The following is a 15,519-nucleotide window of genomic DNA, read 5'->3' on the forward strand; positions in this document are numbered from 1 at the left end:
ACGGGTGATTAGCTCAGCGGTAGAGCACTGCCTTCACACGGCAGGGGTCACATGTTCGATCCATGTATCACCCACCAATTCAACCCCTGCAGATCTCTGGTCTGCAGGGGTTTTTTCATGGGCCGGGGCCTCCAGGGCCCATTCGGCGGCAGGGCGCCGCAAAGCGGCTACAGTGTCAGCCTCGAGTCCATGGCGGGACTGCCCCGCGGGAAGGCCACCCTGGCCTGCCACGGGCTTCCTTTGCCGACACGCCCGACCCATGATCACCTTTCACAACCCGCTGCACCAGGGACACGCCCCCACCCACGAATTCTTTCGCGGCGAACGCGTTCCCTGCTTCGAGAAGCCTGCGCGCGTGGACTATGTCGAAGAGGCACTGCGCGCGCGGGGCCACGGCCTCACGGCGCCGGATGTGGACAGCGGGCCCGTGCTGTCCCAGGTGCATGCGCAGCGCTATCTGGCCTTCCTGCAGACGGCCTGGCAGCAATGGATGGCGCTGGACCCCGCGAACGCCGATGTGCAGCCTTTTCCATCCGTGTGGCCCGTGCGCACCCTGCGCAGCGATCTGGAGCCGGAGAACTTCGTGGCGCGGCTTGGCCTGTACTCCATGGACAACGGCACGCCCATGGCCCCCGGCACCTGGGCGGCGGCCAAGGCAGGCGCGGATGCGGCCGCCAGTGCCGCCACCCGGGTGGCGCGGGGTGTGGGCGCGGCGTTTTGCTGCACACGCCCGCCAGGCCACCATGCCGGCCCGGACTTCATGGGGGGCTACTGCTTCCTGAACAACGCCGCCGTGGCGGCGCAGGTATTGCGCAACGAGGGCGCCCGGCGCGTGGCCCTGCTGGATGTCGACTATCACCATGGCAATGGCACGCAAAGCATCTTCTACGACCGCTCCGACGTGCTGTTCATCAGCATGCATGGCGACCCGCGCACGGAATACCCCTTTTACCTGGGCCATGCGGACGAAACCGGGACAGGAGAGGGCGCGGGCTTCAATCTGAACCTGCCGCTGCCGGCAGGCACCAGCGCCGCCGCCTGGTTCGATGCGCTGGAAAGTGCCTGTGCGCGGATCGCCAGCCACGGGGCCGATGCCCTTGTGGTCTCGCTGGGGCTCGACGCGTTCGAGGGCGACCCCATTTCCCGCTTCGCACTCGCCTCGTCCGATTTCACCCGGCTGGGCGCGCGCCTCGCACGCCTGGGACTGCCCGCTGTCTTCGTTCTCGAAGGTGGCTACGCGGCGGCCGAGCTGGGAACCAATGCCGTCAATGTGCTCGACGGCTTCGAGCAAGGCTGAGCACCGAAGGGCAAGGACGAGGGCGAGCGAATGGCGGATGTAGTCGACTGTGTGGTGGTGGGGGCGGGCGTGGTCGGCCTGGCCGTGGCCCGGGCCCTGGCGCTGCGGGGCCGCGAGGTCATGGTGCTGGAATCCGCGGATGCGATAGGCACCGGCATCAGTTCGCGCAACAGCGAGGTCATCCATGCCGGGCTGTACTACCCCACCGGGTCGCTGAAAGCGCGGCTGTGCGTCCAAGGCCGGGACATGCTGTATGCCTACTGCGCCGAGCGTGGCGTGCCCCACCGCCGCTGCGGCAAGCTCCTGGTGGCAACCTCGTCGGGGCAGCTGCCTGGTCTTGAGTCCATCCAGGCACGGGCGCAAGCCAACGGCGTGCCGGATCTGCACTGGCTCGGCCGCCAGGAAGCACGGGCGCTGGAGCCCGCGCTGGAATGCGTCGCTGCATTGTTTTCGCCCAGTACCGGTATCGTGGACAGCCACGCCTTGATGCTCGCGCTGCAGGGCGACCTGGAGCATGCGGGGGGACTCGTGGCCCTCAATTCGCCCCTGGCGCAAGCGGAATGCGCGCAGAATGCTATTGATTTGGTAGCGTCCGATGGCACGCGTTTGCGAGCCCGTACCGTGGTCAATGCCGCAGGGCTGCACGCCCCCGGGCTGGCCCGCCGCTTTGCGGGGCTGGGAGCGGATCATGTGCCCCGTGCCCACTACGCCAAGGGCAGCTATTTCACGCTGTCTGGCAAGGCACCCTTCAGCCGCTTGATCTACCCCGTGCCCGAGGCTGCCGGCCTGGGCGTGCACCTGACGCTGGATCTGGGCGGGCAGGCCAAGTTCGGCCCCGACGTGCAGTGGGTTGATTCGCCGGACGACCTTTTGGTCGACCCCGCACGCGGGGACGCGTTCTACACCGAGGTCCGCAAATACTGGCCCGCGCTGCGCGACGGAGCGCTGGCGCCCGGCTATGCGGGCATGCGCCCCAAGATCCATGGCCCCGGGGAACCCGCGGCGGACTTCATGATCCAGGGGCCCGCGGTGCACGGCGTCCCGGGCCTGGTGAACCTGTTTGGCATCGAATCCCCCGGCTTGACAAGCGCCCTGGCCATTGCGGACCATGTGGCCACGCTGGTCTGATCTGCGGCAAACCATTTGCAATCCGTAACCTCTTGCGTCGCCGTCCTACGAAGCGGGGCGGGGGCAGGTGGCTAAGATGAACCCGAGTCCTGTTCCGGCAGGGATGATTGATTTTTTTGTGTTGCTTCAAGAAAGGCTTGTATGACTGCTTCCGACACCACCACCACCCAGGGCGAACTGGAAAAGCTGGTTTCTGATCTGCGGGGGCTTCTCGCCAACAAGGATCTCGACGCGGTCCCTGAAATCAAGCTGCTGCGCCAGCGTCTGGACGACGGCATGCACAACGTGCGCGAATCCGCGGTGCGCGCGGCGCAGGATGCGGCCCGCCAGGCCAAGGATGCCGCCCTTGCGGCAGACCGCTATGCGCACGATGAACCATGGCGCGTGGCCGGGGCCGCGCTGGCCGTTGGCGCCCTGGTGGGCTTCCTGCTTGCGCGGCGCTGATTCCGGCCTGCCGCGCACGGCCGCACAACGCAGAGGCTGCACATGAACTGGCTTTCCCTCCTGGGGCTGGAGGCCCTGGTGGCCCGCTGGCGCGCCAACGTGATCGAAGGCGCCATCGCGGCGGAAGACCGCATGGACCTCGCACGCCTGGAGTGGCAGGATCAGAAGCAGCGCCTGCAGCAGATGCTGGTGCTGACCATTGTGGTGGCGGGGCTCACCGTGGTGGCCTTGATCATGCTCTCGCTGGCGGTGCTGGTGCATTTCTGGGACACCCCCCAGCGCACCCTGGTGGCCTGGCTCGTGGCAGCCGTCTGGACTGTCGGCTGGGCCGCCACGCTCATGTCGCTGGTTTCCGTCGTGCAGAAGGCGGGCCAGGGCTTTGCCCTTACGCGGCGCGAGCTGGCGCAGGACTGGCGTGACATCAAGGAGCGTTTGTAATGGCTGCGACGAACCCATCGACCACTGCCCCGCAAGCCGTGGTTCCCGAGCCCACCACGGCCCAGCAGCGTGTGCTGGACCGGATCGCCATGCAGCGCGAACGCTTGCGCGCCCGCAGGGCGGCCCGGGCACAGTCGCTGGCATTGGCGCAGCGGGACCAGGGTGACGGCGGCCTGGACGAGTCCCTGGTGCTGCGCGCCGCGGGATTCGCCCGGGAACACCCCCTGGCGGTGGCGGCCATGGCCGGCGTCGCCGTCGTGGCGGGGCCGCGCCGGCTGATTCGCTGGGCCGGCGTGCTGCTGCCCATGCTGATGCGGTTGCGGCGCTGACCGGCCTTGCCGGCACCTTGCCGGGCGGCCGGCAGGAGCCTGCGTTCTGTCCCACGGCAAAAGAGCCGCCCAGATGGGCGGCTCTTTTTTTGGGGGCCTGGCGCGCGGGCGGCGTGCCGTGGCTCAGCCCATGGCCTTGATGGCCTTCGCGGCCTTCGCCACCAGCGCGGGGCCTTCGTAGATCAGCCCGGTGTAGATTTGCACCACATCGGCGCCGGCGCGGACCTTGCCCACCGCATCCTCGGCGCTCATGATGCCACCCACGCCAATGATGGGAAAACGGCTGCCCAGGGCCGCACGCAGCTGGCGTATCACCTGGTTGCTGGCTTCCAGCACCGGGGCGCCGCTGAGCCCGCCGGTTTCCTGCGCGTGGCGCAAACCCTGCACGGCCGCGCGGCTGATGGTGGTGTTGGTGGCGATCACGCCGTCCATGCCATGGCGCTGCAGCGTGGAGGCGATCACGGACACCTGGGCTTCATCGAGATCCGGGGCAATCTTCACGAACACCGGTACGCGCCGCGCGTGCCGCGCCGCCAGGGCTGCTCGGCGCTCGGCGATCGCGCCCAGCAGCGCGTCCAGCGCCGCATCGCTCTGCAGCGCGCGCAGGTTCTGGGTGTTGGGCGAGCTGATGTTGACCGTGACGTAGTCCGCGTGCGGGTACACGCCGTCCAGGCAGGCCAGGTAGTCGCTGGTGGCGTTCTCGATCGGGGTCGTGGCGTTCTTGCCGATATTCAGGCCCAGCAGCAGGGGGTGTTTGCGGCTCTGCGAGCGAAAGCGGGCCTGCTGCACGTTGTGCAGGAACGCATCCAGCCCTTCGTTGTTGAAACCCAGGCGATTGATGAGCGCGCGCGCTTCGGGCAGGCGGAACATGCGGGGCTTGGGGTTGCCGGGCTGCGCCTTGGGTGTCACGGTGCCCACTTCCACGAAGCCGAAGCCCATGGTGCCCAGTGCGTCGATGCAGCGGGCGTTCTTGTCCAGCCCCGCCGCCATGCCGACGCGGTTGGGAAACGTCAGGCCCGCCAATTCGACAGGGTCGTCCACGGTTTCATTGCACCAGGCCCATTGCAATGGCGTGCGCTGTCCGCGCGCCAGCATGTCCATGGTGAGCTCGTGGGCGGTCTCGGCATCCAGGCCGAAGAGAAAGGGGCGGGTGAGGGCGTAGGGGATCAGGGACATGAGGGGATAATTCAAGGTTTCCCCCTGATTTTCTCCCATGACGACCTCCACCTCCCTGACCCAAGATGAACTCAAGACCCTGGTAGGCCAGGCCGCGCTGCAATATGTGGTGCCCGGCGAGATTGTGGGGGTGGGTACCGGCTCCACCGTCAACAAGTTCATCGACGCGCTGGCCACCATCAAGGACCAGATCAAGGGGGCAGTATCGAGCTCCGTGGCCAGCACCGAGCGCCTGAAGGCGCTGGGCATTGCGGTGTTCGATGCCAACGAAGTCCAGGCCCTTTCGGTCTATATCGATGGTGCCGACGAAATCGACGGCAAGGGCCACATGGTCAAGGGAGGCGGCGCGGCGCTGACGCGCGAGAAGATCGTCGCAGCGCTGGCCAGCCGTTTCGTGTGCATCGCCGACGAATCCAAGCTGGTTCAGGCGCTGGGGCAGTTTCCTTTGCCCGTCGAGGTGATTCCGATGGCCGCCAACCACATAGCGCGGCGTTTTGCGGCGATGGGCGGCCAGGCGCAACTGCGGCTGCGGGATGGCCAGCCCCTGGTGACCGACAACGGCCAACACATCCTGGACGTCCGGGGGCTCTCGATCACGGACCCGCTGGCGTTCGAGTCCGACATCAACCAGTGGCCGGGCGTGGTGACGGTGGGTGTCTTTGCCCACCAGAAGGCGTCGGTCTGCCTGCTGGGCACGGCGCAAGGGGTGAAGACGCTCACTTATTGAGCCCGGGGCCTGGCGGCGGGCACGGACGCATGTCCGCCGGAATGGACAAAGGGGCCTGAAAAGGCCCCTTTGTCCTGGCGGCCGCCGGCCCGCCCGTTCCCAGGGAGAGGGACGCTCAGAATCTGATGCCCGCCGGATTGCTGGGCGACGGCCCCTCATTGGCCGGAGCCGGGGGGCGCACCATGGGTACTGCGGACGCCGGGGCCGACGCTGCAGCCGCTGCTGTTGCAGGTTCCACGGCCTTGATGGCCACCAGAGGGGTGGGGGCAGGCTGGCGGTAGTTGCCGGGCAGCTGCGATTGCTTGGGATAGCCTGCAGCATCCAGGTACTGCGTCCATTCCCCTTCAGAAAAACCCGCGAGCTGCTGGCCGCCGATGGTGCCAAAGGGCAGGCTGGAGTTGCCGCTCAGGCGCTGCAGTGCTGCGATGTCCTCGTTGCTGGACACGGTGCGCTCGGTGAACGGTATGCCGCGCGACGTGAGCAGATTGCGCGCGGAGGTGCACGGCGGGCAATCGTTGCCCGTATAGAGCGTGACGGGAAAGCGGCTGGCGGTCTGGCGCAGATCGTACGGCAGCGCGGCGTTGGCCGCTGCGGGCGGCGCAGCGGCTGCCCGCGCGGGCTGGGCGCTGGCGTCGGCCGGCGGGCGGTCCGAAAACGTCACCTTGCCATCCGGGCCAACGATCCGGTAGACGCCTTGCGCCTGGACGCTGGCGCTGGCCAACACCATCAGCAAGGATGCCAGCAGGGGGGCGGTCAGCGGATTGTGCATCTTCATTTTTCTCACTCCATACAGGATCGATCGTCGGCCCCGGGCGCAGTGCAAACTGCCCTGGGTGCCATGGATTCGGTCAGGCCGTCGACTCTTCGGCCATGCCCTGGTGGCGCAGCAGGGCATCCAGGCTGGGCTCGCGGCCCCGGAAGGCCTTGAAGGACTCCATCGCGGGGCGGCTGCCGCCGGCCTCCAGGATGGCCTCGCGGTAGCGGCGGCCCGTTTCGGTGCTGGGCAGCCCATCGCTGCCGGCCGTTTCTTCGAAGGCCGCATAGGCATCGGCGCTCAGCACCTCGGCCCACTTGTAGCTGTAGTAGCCGGCGGCGTAGCCCCCCGCGAAGATGTGGCTGAAGGTGTGGGCCGTGCGGCTGAAGGCCGGCGGCTGCAGCACGGCCACCTCGCGGCGCACCTGGTCGAGCAGCGGCATGATGTCCTGTGCCGGGTCGTGCTCGGTGTGCAGCAGCATGTCGAACAGCGAGAACTCGATCTGGCGCAGCGTCTGCATGCCGCTCTGGAAGTTCTTGGCGGCGATCATCTTGTCGAACAGCGCGCGGGGCAGGGGTTCGCCCGTGTCCACGTGGGCCGTCATGTGCTTGAGCACGTCCCACTCCCAGCAGAAGTTCTCCATGAACTGGCTGGGCAGCTCGACCGCATCCCATTCCACGCCGCCGATGCCCGAGACGTCGCGCTCGTTCACCTGGGTCAGCATGTGGTGCAGGCCGTGGCCGAACTCATGGAAAAGGGTGATCACGTCGTCGTGCGTGAGCAGCGGCGGCTTGCCGTCCACGCCGCTGGCGAAGTTGCACACCAGGTGCGCCACGGGGGTCTGCAGCACGCCGGTGTCGGGGCGCAGCCAGCGGGTGCGCACGTCGTCCATCCAGGCGCCGCCGCGTTTGCCCGTGCGGGCGGGCTGGTCCAGATAGAACTGGCCCACCAGCGTATTGCCGCGCTCGATGCGGTAAAACTCCACGGCGGGGTTCCACACCGGCGCGCTGTCACGGCGGATGGACACCTCGAACAGGGTTTCGATGATCTTGAACAGGCCCGCCAGCACCTTGGGCGCCGTGAAGTACTTCTTGACTTCCTGCTCGCTGAAGGCATAGCGCGCCTCCTTGAGCTTCTCGGAGACGTAGGGCCAGTCCCAGGCCTGCGGGTCGGTCAACGACAGCTTCTCGGCCGCGAACGCACGCAGGTCGGCGACGTCCTTCTCGGCATAGGGGCGGGCGCGGCGCGCCAGGTCGCGCAGGAACCCGATCACCTGGTCCGGCGACTGGGCCATCTTGGGCACGACGGAGACTTCGCCAAAATTGGCATAGCCCAGCAATTGGGCTTCTTCGCGGCGCAGTGCCAGGATCTCGCTGATCAGCGCCGTGTTGTCGAATTTGCGCGCATCGCCCTCGGCCTGGTCGGAAGCGCGGGTGACGTAGGCGCGGTAGAGCTTCTCGCGCAGATCGCTGCGGGTGGCGAATTGCATCACCGGCAGGTAGCAGGGCATCTTGAGCGTGAGTTTGTAGCCGTCCTTGCCGTCGGCCTGCGCCGCCGCCCGCGCGGCCTGCTGTACATCGGCGGGAATGCCGTCGAGTTCCTCGGCGCTCGCGTAGTAGGCGTATGCGTCTGTCGCATCGAGGGCGTTCTCGCTGAATTTCTGGCTCAGCTCGGCCTGGCGTTCCTGGATCTGCGCGAAGCGCTCCTTGGCGGAACCCGTCAGCTCCGCGCCGCTGAGCACGAAATTGCGCACGGCATTGCGGTGGGCCTGCCGCTGCTCGCCCGTCAGGGTGGCAGGGTCGATGGCCTTGTACTTGGCATACAGGCGTTCATCGGCACCCAGGCGGGTCCAGAACTCCGTCACCCTTGGCAGGGCGGCGTTGTAGGCCGCGCGCAGTTCCGGCGTGTCGGCCACGCTGTTGAGATGGCTGACGCTGCCCCACGCGGTTCCCAGCTGCTCGGTCGCCACGTCCAGTACCTTGGCGATCGCGTCCCAGCGCGCCGGAAAGTCCGGTGCGGTGACTGTTTCCAGCGCCGCGTTGGCGCGCTCCAGCAGGACGTCGACGGCAGGGGCCACGTCCTGCGGTGCGATGCGGTCGAAATGGGGAAGGTCCGAGAAGTCGAGGAGGGCGTTGCTCATGCGAAATCAGATGGCGCCAGATGGCGCGAGTTCAAGTTGCAAAGCAGCCGGCATCGACGGCACTGACCCAGGTCAGTGCGCTGCGGTGCGCTCGGCGGCTTCGATGGTGTTCACCAGCAGCATGGTAATGGTCATGGGGCCAACCCCGCCAGGCACGGGGGTGATCCAGCCGGCCACTTCCTTGACGCCGTCAAAGTCCACGTCGCCGCAGAGCTTGCCTTCGTCGTTGCGGTTCATGCCCACGTCGATCACCACGGCGCCGGGCTTGACCATGTCGGCGGTCAGCACATTGCGTTTGCCGACCGCCGCCACGATCACGTCGGCCTGCAGGGTTTGCGCCTTGAGGTCCTGCGTGGCGCTGTGGCAGATGGTGACGGTGGCGTTCTGGCCCAGCAGCATCAGCGCCATCGGCTTGCCCACGATGTTGCTGCGACCGATGACCACGGCGTGTTTGCCCTTGAGGTCGTAGCCGATGCTCTCCAGCATCTTCATGCAGCCGTAGGGCGTGCAGGGCCAGAAGCCGGGCATGCCGGTCATCAGGGCCCCGGCGCTGGCGATGTGGAAGCCGTCCACGTCCTTGGCGGGCGAGATGGCCTCGATCACCTTCTGCGCGTCAATGTGCCGGGGCAGGGGCAGTTGCACCAGGATGCCGTGGATGGCGGGGTCGTTGTTGAGGGCTTCCACGCGGGCCAGCAAGGCGGCCTCGGTCATGTCGGCCTCGTATTTTTCAAGGACGGAATGCAGGCCACCGTCTTCGCAGGCCTTGACCTTGTTGCGCACGTACACCTGGCTGGCGGGGTTGTCGCCCACCAGGACCACCGCCAGCCCGGGCGTGGTGCCCCGGGCCTTCAGGGCGGCGGCGCGTTGCGCCACGTCGGCGCGCAGTTGGCGGGAAAGGGCATTGCCGTCGATGAGTTGGGCGGTCATGTCAAAAAATATCCGTCAAATCGGGCTCTGGCGCTTTATTGGAAAGCGCGAGCAGCTATCAAAAAAATAGTATTACGCCTTGGGCGCGTTCTGGCCCAGCGCGATCTTGAGCAGGTCGGCCACGGTGTTGGCGTTGAGCTTTTCCATGATGTTGGCGCGGTGCGCCTCCACCGTCTTGATGCTGATGCCCAGATCGTCCGCGATCTGCTTGTTCAGGCGGCCGGCGACGATGCGCTCCAGAACCTGCGCTTCGCGGCTGGTGAGCTTGGACAGCAGGGCATCGCGGCTGGCGGCCTGCTGGTAGCCCGCGAAGGCCTCGCGGGCGTGGTCCAGCATGCGCTCGACCAATCCGACCAGTTCTTCCTCGTCAAAGGGCTTCTGGATGAAGTCGAGCGCGCCCTTCTTCATGGTGTTCACCGCCATCGGCACGTCGCCGTGGCCGGTGATGAACACGATGGGCAGGGGCGACTTGCGCTCGATGAGGCGGTCCTGCAGCTCCAGGCCCGTCATGCCGCCCATGCGGATGTCCACGATCAGGCAGGCCACCTCGCGCGGGTCGTAGCGCGACAGAAACGTTTCGGCCGAATCAAAGCAACGCACCCGGTAGTCCTTGCCTTCCAGCAGCCACTGCAGGGAATCGCGAACTGCTTCGTCGTCGTCTACAACGTAAACAGTGCCTTTTTTCGGAATCAAGCTCATGCAATTGTCCTTGGGTTTCGTACGTGTGCTACAGAATTTGTAGTGGCATCAGCAGGCTTGGCAAGCGGCAGCCAGAAGGAGAACCTGCAGCCTGTGACCTCCGATCCATTGTAGAGGTTCTCCGCCTGCATCCGGCCCTGGTGCGACTCGACGATGCTGCGGCACAGATTGAGGCCCATGCCCATGCCTTCTTCCTTGGTGGAGAAGAAGGCTTCGAACAGCCGTTCGAGCACCTCGGGCGCCAGGCCCTTGCCGGTGTCCTGCACGGAGAACTCCACCACCTCGCGGTCCTCGATGTGCTTGGGCACGACGCGCAGCTCCACGCTGCGCCCGGACGGGGGGCGGCTGGCGTGCTGGATGGCCTCGGCGCCGTTCTTCATGAGGTTGACCAGCACCTGTTCGATCAGGATGGTGTCGGCCATCACGGGCGGCAGGCGGGCGGCTACGTAATGCGTGAGGCGCACGTTGTGGCGGCGCAGCTCGATGTCGGCCAGCTCCACGGCTTCGTTGACCATCGAGTGCACGTCGGCCAGGGTACGGTTGGGCTCGCTCTTCTTCACGAAGGCGCGGATGCGCTGGATGATCTGGCCCGCGCGCTGCGCCTGGTGGGCCGTCTTCTGCAGCGCCGTGAGGAGCGCCTCTTCGGTGAGCTGGCCGCTCTGGATGCGCGAGACCATGCCGCTGCAGTAGTTGTTGATGGCCGTGAGCGGCTGGTTGAGCTCGTGCGCCACGCTGGAGGCCATTTCGCCCATGGTGATGAGGCGGCTCACCGACTGCGCGCGCTCGGCCTGGCGCGCCGCCTGCTCCTCGGCCTGGCGGCGGGGGGTGATGTCTGTGGCGATCACCATCTGGGCCAGGCGCCCGTCCACCCAGTTGAGGTAGCGCGAGCGCACTTCCAGCCACTTGCCCAGGTCGGGCAGGTAAATCTCGGCGTTCTCGGTGCGGGCGCTGGTCAGCGGGTCGGTCGGCAGGCCCATGAGGCCGTCCTCGTCGTCCATGCCCCGGTGGTCGGTGCCCGCCACGGGCACCACGCCGGCCTGGGCGACCAGCTGCAGGTGCCCGCCGGTCTGCGAGCCGAACCATTGGCGGTAGAGCTTGTTGGCGAACAGCAGCTCTTCGCTGCCCAGCGGGGCCACCGACACCGACGCGTCCAGCGATTCGAGCACGATGGTGAAGCGTTCGTGCGATGCCGAGAGCTGCTCGCGGATGCGGTTGGGCTCGGTGATGTCGGTCATCGACGTCATCCAGCCCGTTTGCTGGCCGTGCGCATCGATCAGAGGCGAGACATACAGGCGGGCATCGAACAAGGTGCCGCTCTTGCGCCGCACCCGCACCTGAAAGCCGCCCACGATGGTCTTGCCGGACAGCTCGTCGCGCAGCTTGGCGTGCAGGGCTTCGTGGTCGGAGTCGGGCCAGTAAGGGAAGGGCGCCTTCAGGCCCACGAGTTCCGCCTCGCTCCAGCCTGTCATCTGGCAGAAGGCGGCGTTCACATAGGTGATGCGGCCTTCCATGTCCAGCGCACGCATGCCGGTGAGGATGGAATTCTCCATCGCGCGGCGGAAATTCGTCTCGGCCACCAGGGCCTGTTGTGCCTGCATGCGGCGGCGGGTGTGGCGCCAGGTGGCGATCAGCATCCATGCCGTCATGGCGGAAAGCGTGCCCACCAGCCAGAAAAGCCCGCTGCCGACCACGCCCAGCGAGGTGCGGTAGGCCTGGGCCTTGAGCACCAGCCCGTTGCCCACGGGCGACACGGGCACCTCGTATTCATTGGCGCGGGGCGTCCAGGGCAGGAGCTGGGTGGCGGTGTTGCGCGGGCCCAGGGGGGTGCCCGCCAGAACCTGGTTCTTGCCGTCCAGCAGCGTGACGGCGTAGCGCGCCAGCACTTCGGTGGGCGTGCCATAGCGCAGCAGGCTGTCGATGGAGTATTCGCCCAGCACCACGCCGCTGAACTTGCCCTGGTTGTTCAAGGGCACCTGCAGCTGCAGCAGCGGCGTCGAGTCGCCCGAGGTGGCGGCCGGCTGGGCGTACACCGGCTGCTGCAGGTCGCGCGCCAGCCCGAAGGTGTCGGCGGTGTCGCCCGGCTTGAGCACTTCGCCCGCGATGCGCAGTTCGCTGCTGGCCAGCGTGGGGGCCGCGTGGCTGGCGCGGATGCGGCGGCGCTCGTCGATCCAGGTGATGGCCTGCAGCTCGGGGTACTGGCTGATCAGGGTTTCGGCGCGGCTCACGAATTCCGTGCGCTCCAGCTCCTGGTTGGACAGGTCGCGCGCGATGCGCATGAGCTGTTCCTGCCGCTCCAGCAGCCGCAGCCGCACGCGCTGTTGCGCATATTCCACATCGCGCCGCAGGGCTTCCTGCTCGCGCTCGGCCTCCTCGGCGCGCAAATACCAGAACGCGGCCACGATGGCCGCGAGAAACATCAGCACGGCGGCCAGCGGCGCCAGGGCCGCGAACCGGTCCTGCCGTGTGGGCGACAACCCGCGCCACCACTTGCGCCACCAGCGGGCGGGCGCGGCCACGACCATGGCGGTGGGGGAAGACGTGGGGGGCAGGGAGTCCATGTTCCAAGTGTAGGGGAGGCGATGCCCGGTGTTGGAACGGCGGGTCAATGTGCGTTTGCAGCATTTTCTTGTAATGTGAAATGCATAAGCACCATTTGAAATTATCAAAAAATATGCGAAACTAGAGCCAACGTACTAAATTGCTGCCACACCTACAGGAGACAAAGCATGTCAGCTCAGCCCGACCCCCAGGCCGGAAACGGCGCCGCGCCCGCCACCGACACCGACCAGCAGGAAACCCGTGAGTGGATGGATGCGCTGTCCGCCGTCATCGACAAGGAGGGGGCCGAGCGCGCCCACTACCTGCTGGAGCAATTGCTGGAACATGCCCGCCAGAACAGCGTGGACCTGCCGTTCTCGGCCAACACCGGCTACGTGAACACCATCGAGCCCGGCCAGGAGGCACGCAGCCCCGGCAACCTCGAAATCGAACAGCGCCTGCGCGCCTACATGCGCTGGAACGCCATGGCCATGGTCGTCAAGGCCAACCGCCACCATCCGCCCGAAGGCGGCGACCTGGGCGGCCACATCGGCTCCTTTGCCTCGCTGGCCAGCATGTTCGGCGCCGGCTTCAACCATTTCTGGCACGCCGAGAGCGAGAACCACGGCGGTGACCTGCTCTACATCCAGGGCCACGTATCCCCCGGCATCTATGCCCGCGCCTACCTCGAAGGCCGCCTCTCCGAAGACCAGCTGCTCAATTTCCGCCAGGAAGTGGACGGCAAGGGCCTGTCGAGCTACCCGCACCCCAAGCTCATGCCCGAGTTCTGGCAGTTCCCCACCGTGTCCATGGGCCTGGGCCCGCTGATGGCCATCTACCAGGCGCGTTTCCTCAAGTACCTGCACGCCCGTGGCATCGCCAACACCGAGAACCGCAAGGTCTGGGTGTTCTGCGGCGACGGCGAAATGGACGAGGTCGAATCCCTGGGCGCCATCGGCCTGGCCGCGCGCGAGAAGCTCGACAACCTGGTGTTCGTCATCAACTGCAACCTGCAGCGCCTGGACGGCCCCGTGCGTGGCAACGGCAAGATCATCCAGGAGCTCGAAGGCGAGTTCCGTGGTGCTGGCTGGAACGTCATCAAGCTGATCTGGGGCAAGGGCTGGGATGCGCTGCTGGCCGCCGACAAGGACGGCGCGCTGCGCAAGCTCATGATGGAAACCAACGATGGCGACTACCAGGCCATGAAGGCCAACGATGGTGCCTACGTGCGCAAGAACTTCTTCGGCCGCGACCCGCGCACCCTGAAGATGGTCGAGCACATGACCGACGACGAGATCTGGAACCTGCAGCGCGGCGGCCATGATTCGCAAAAGGTCTATGCCGCATTCCATGCCGCGCAGAACCACGGCGGCCAGCCCTCCGTCCTGCTGGTCAAGACCGTGAAGGGTTTTGGCATGGGCAAGATCGGCGAGGGCAAGAACACCGTCCACCAGACGAAGAAGCTCAGCGACGAAGACATCAAGGCCTTCCGCGACCGCTTCAACATCCCCGTCCCGGACAGCCAGCTCGCCGAGCTGCCTTTCTACAAGCCGGCCGACGACACCCCGGAAATGAAGTACCTGCACGAGCGCCGCAAGGCCCTGGGCGGGTACCTGCCGCACCGCCGCGTGAAAGCCGACGAGAGCTTCACCGTGCCCGCGCTGGACACCTTCAAGGCCATCCTGGAAGCCACGCCCGAAGGCCGCGAAATCTCCACCACGCAGGCTTACGTGCGCTTCCTCACCCAGCTGCTGCGCGACCAGGCCCTGGGCCCGCGCGTGGTGCCCATCCTGGTGGACGAGGCCCGCACCTTCGGCATGGAAGGCCTGTTCCGCCAGATCGGCATCTACAACCCCGCTGGCCAGCAGTACACCCCGGTCGACAAGGACCAGGTCATGTACTACAAGGAAGACAAGGCCGGCCAGATCCTGCAGGAAGGCATCAACGAAGCCGGCGGCATGAGCAGCTGGATCGCGGCGGCCACCAGCTACAGCACGAACAACCGGATCATGATCCCGTTCTACGTGTACTACTCCATGTTCGGCTTCCAGCGCATCGGCGACCTGGCCTGGGCGGCGGGCGACATGCAGGCGCGTGGCTTCCTCTTGGGCGGCACCTCGGGCCGCACCACGCTCAACGGCGAAGGCCTGCAGCATGAAGACGGCCACAGCCACATCCTGGCCAACACCATCCCCAACTGCGTGAGCTACGACCCGACCTTCGCGCACGAAGTCGCGGTGATCATGCACGACGGCATGAAGCGCATGGTCGAGCGCCAGGAGAACGTCTTCTACTACCTGACGCTGCTGAACGAAAACTACCCCATGCCCGGCCTGCAGCCCGGCACCGAGGAGCAGATCATCAAGGGCATGTACCTGTGCAAGCAGGCGCCCGCACTGCCCAAGGATGCGCCCACGGTGCAACTGCTGGGCAGCGGCACCATCCTGCGCGAATCGTTCTTTGCACAGGAGCTGCTCGAAAAGGACTGGGGCGTGGCCGCCTCGGTGTGGAGCTGCCCGAGCTTCAACGAACTGACCCGCGACGGCCAGAACGCCGAGCGCTGGAGCCTGCTGCACCCGACCGAAGCGCCCAAGGTGCCGTTCGTCACGCAGCAACTGTCCGCATCGCAAGGCCCCGTGGTCGCGTCCACCGACTACATGAAGGCCTATGCCGAGCAGATCCGCCCCTTCATCCCCAAGGGCCGCACCTACAAGGTGCTGGGCACCGACGGCTTTGGCCGCAGTGACTTCCGCAGCAAGCTGCGCGAGCACTTCGAGATCAACCGCCACTACATCGTGGTCGCTGCACTCAAGGCACTGAGCGAAGACGGCGTGCTGCCCGCCACCAAGGTGGCCGAGGCGATTGCCAAGTACAACATCCAGGCCGACAAGGTCAACCCGCTCTACGCCTAAACCGAACGGA

At 66.5% G+C, this 15,519-nt stretch carries 13 protein-coding genes and 1 tRNA gene; 8 read left to right on the plus strand and 6 right to left on the minus strand.

What is annotated here, in order from left to right; all coding sequences use genetic code 11:
* Positions 1–2: 2 nt before the first annotated feature.
* The 6 genes from AC07OD_RS23190 (at position 3) to AC07OD_RS23215 (ending at position 3,636) form a co-directional block, all read left to right on the plus strand.
* Positions 3–77: transfer RNA gene (locus tag AC07OD_RS23190), tRNA-Val, on the plus strand.
* Positions 78–259: 182 nt separating this feature from the next.
* A complete protein-coding gene (locus AC07OD_RS23195) occupies positions 260–1,297 on the plus strand; it encodes a histone deacetylase family protein (protein WP_492255333.1) in 1,038 nt (345 codons plus the stop codon).
* Between the two features lie 30 nt (positions 1,298–1,327).
* Positions 1,328–2,425 (plus strand): NAD(P)/FAD-dependent oxidoreductase, encoded by a 1,098-nt coding sequence (locus AC07OD_RS23200; protein ID WP_494598142.1) that lies wholly within the window; start codon positions 1,328–1,330, stop codon positions 2,423–2,425.
* 141 nt (positions 2,426–2,566) lie between these two features.
* Positions 2,567–2,869 carry a DUF883 family protein gene (locus AC07OD_RS23205; RefSeq protein WP_010458410.1) on the plus strand — a complete coding sequence of 101 codons (303 nt, stop codon included), beginning with the start codon at positions 2,567–2,569 and terminating at the stop codon, positions 2,867–2,869.
* A 42-nt stretch (positions 2,870–2,911) separates the two neighbouring features.
* Positions 2,912–3,307, plus strand: a complete 396-nt coding sequence (locus tag AC07OD_RS23210; protein WP_218295112.1) for a phage holin family protein — start codon at positions 2,912–2,914, stop codon at positions 3,305–3,307.
* The gene (locus AC07OD_RS23215) at positions 3,307–3,636 is read left to right on the plus strand and encodes a hypothetical protein (protein ID WP_494598143.1); all 330 of its coding nucleotides are present in this window, start codon (positions 3,307–3,309) and stop codon (positions 3,634–3,636) included. The genes AC07OD_RS23210 and AC07OD_RS23215 overlap by 1 nt, the downstream gene beginning before the upstream one ends.
* 123 nt (positions 3,637–3,759) lie before the next feature.
* On the opposite strand, the gene AC07OD_RS23220 is transcribed toward AC07OD_RS23215, so the two are convergent.
* Positions 3,760–4,812 carry a quinone-dependent dihydroorotate dehydrogenase gene (locus AC07OD_RS23220; RefSeq protein WP_494598144.1) on the minus strand — a complete coding sequence of 351 codons (1,053 nt, stop codon included), beginning with the start codon at positions 4,810–4,812 and terminating at the stop codon, positions 3,760–3,762.
* 37 nt (positions 4,813–4,849) lie between these two features.
* Here AC07OD_RS23220 and rpiA point away from each other — a divergent pair, with 37 nt between their 5' ends.
* Positions 4,850–5,539: a ribose-5-phosphate isomerase RpiA gene (rpiA, locus tag AC07OD_RS23225; RefSeq protein WP_218338650.1), complete on the plus strand. Its 690-nt coding sequence runs from the start codon at positions 4,850–4,852 to the stop codon at positions 5,537–5,539.
* A gap of 115 nt (positions 5,540–5,654) precedes the next feature.
* On the opposite strand, the gene AC07OD_RS23230 is transcribed toward rpiA, so the two are convergent.
* The 5 genes from AC07OD_RS23230 to AC07OD_RS23250 all read right to left on the minus strand — a co-directional run bounded on the left by AC07OD_RS23230 (position 5,655) and on the right by AC07OD_RS23250 (position 12,617).
* A complete protein-coding gene (locus AC07OD_RS23230) occupies positions 5,655–6,314 on the minus strand; it encodes a glutaredoxin domain-containing protein (RefSeq protein WP_494598145.1) in 660 nt (219 codons plus the stop codon).
* Between the two features lie 73 nt (positions 6,315–6,387).
* On the minus strand, positions 6,388–8,433 hold the full coding sequence (locus tag AC07OD_RS23235) for a M3 family metallopeptidase (protein WP_218295107.1): 2,046 nt from the start codon (positions 8,431–8,433) through the stop codon (positions 6,388–6,390).
* 72 nt (positions 8,434–8,505) lie between these two features.
* Positions 8,506–9,360, minus strand: coding sequence for a bifunctional methylenetetrahydrofolate dehydrogenase/methenyltetrahydrofolate cyclohydrolase FolD (folD, locus tag AC07OD_RS23240; protein WP_218295106.1), 855 nt, complete (start codon positions 9,358–9,360; stop codon positions 8,506–8,508).
* 72 nt (positions 9,361–9,432) lie between these two features.
* Entirely contained in the window at positions 9,433–10,059 is a 627-nt protein-coding gene (locus AC07OD_RS23245; protein ID WP_218295105.1) for a response regulator transcription factor, read from the minus strand.
* The gene (locus tag AC07OD_RS23250) at positions 10,056–12,617 is read right to left on the minus strand and encodes a PAS domain-containing sensor histidine kinase (protein ID WP_218295104.1); all 2,562 of its coding nucleotides are present in this window, start codon (positions 12,615–12,617) and stop codon (positions 10,056–10,058) included. Before AC07OD_RS23250 ends, AC07OD_RS23245 begins: the two co-directional genes overlap by 4 nt.
* A 168-nt stretch (positions 12,618–12,785) precedes the next feature.
* Here AC07OD_RS23250 and aceE point away from each other — a divergent pair, with 168 nt between their 5' ends.
* Positions 12,786–15,509, plus strand: coding sequence for a pyruvate dehydrogenase (acetyl-transferring), homodimeric type (aceE, locus tag AC07OD_RS23255; protein ID WP_218338646.1), 2,724 nt, complete (start codon positions 12,786–12,788; stop codon positions 15,507–15,509).
* The last annotated feature ends 10 nt before the right edge of the window (positions 15,510–15,519 follow it).

This window comes from Acidovorax sp. GW821-FHT10E03, from assembly GCF_059415205.1.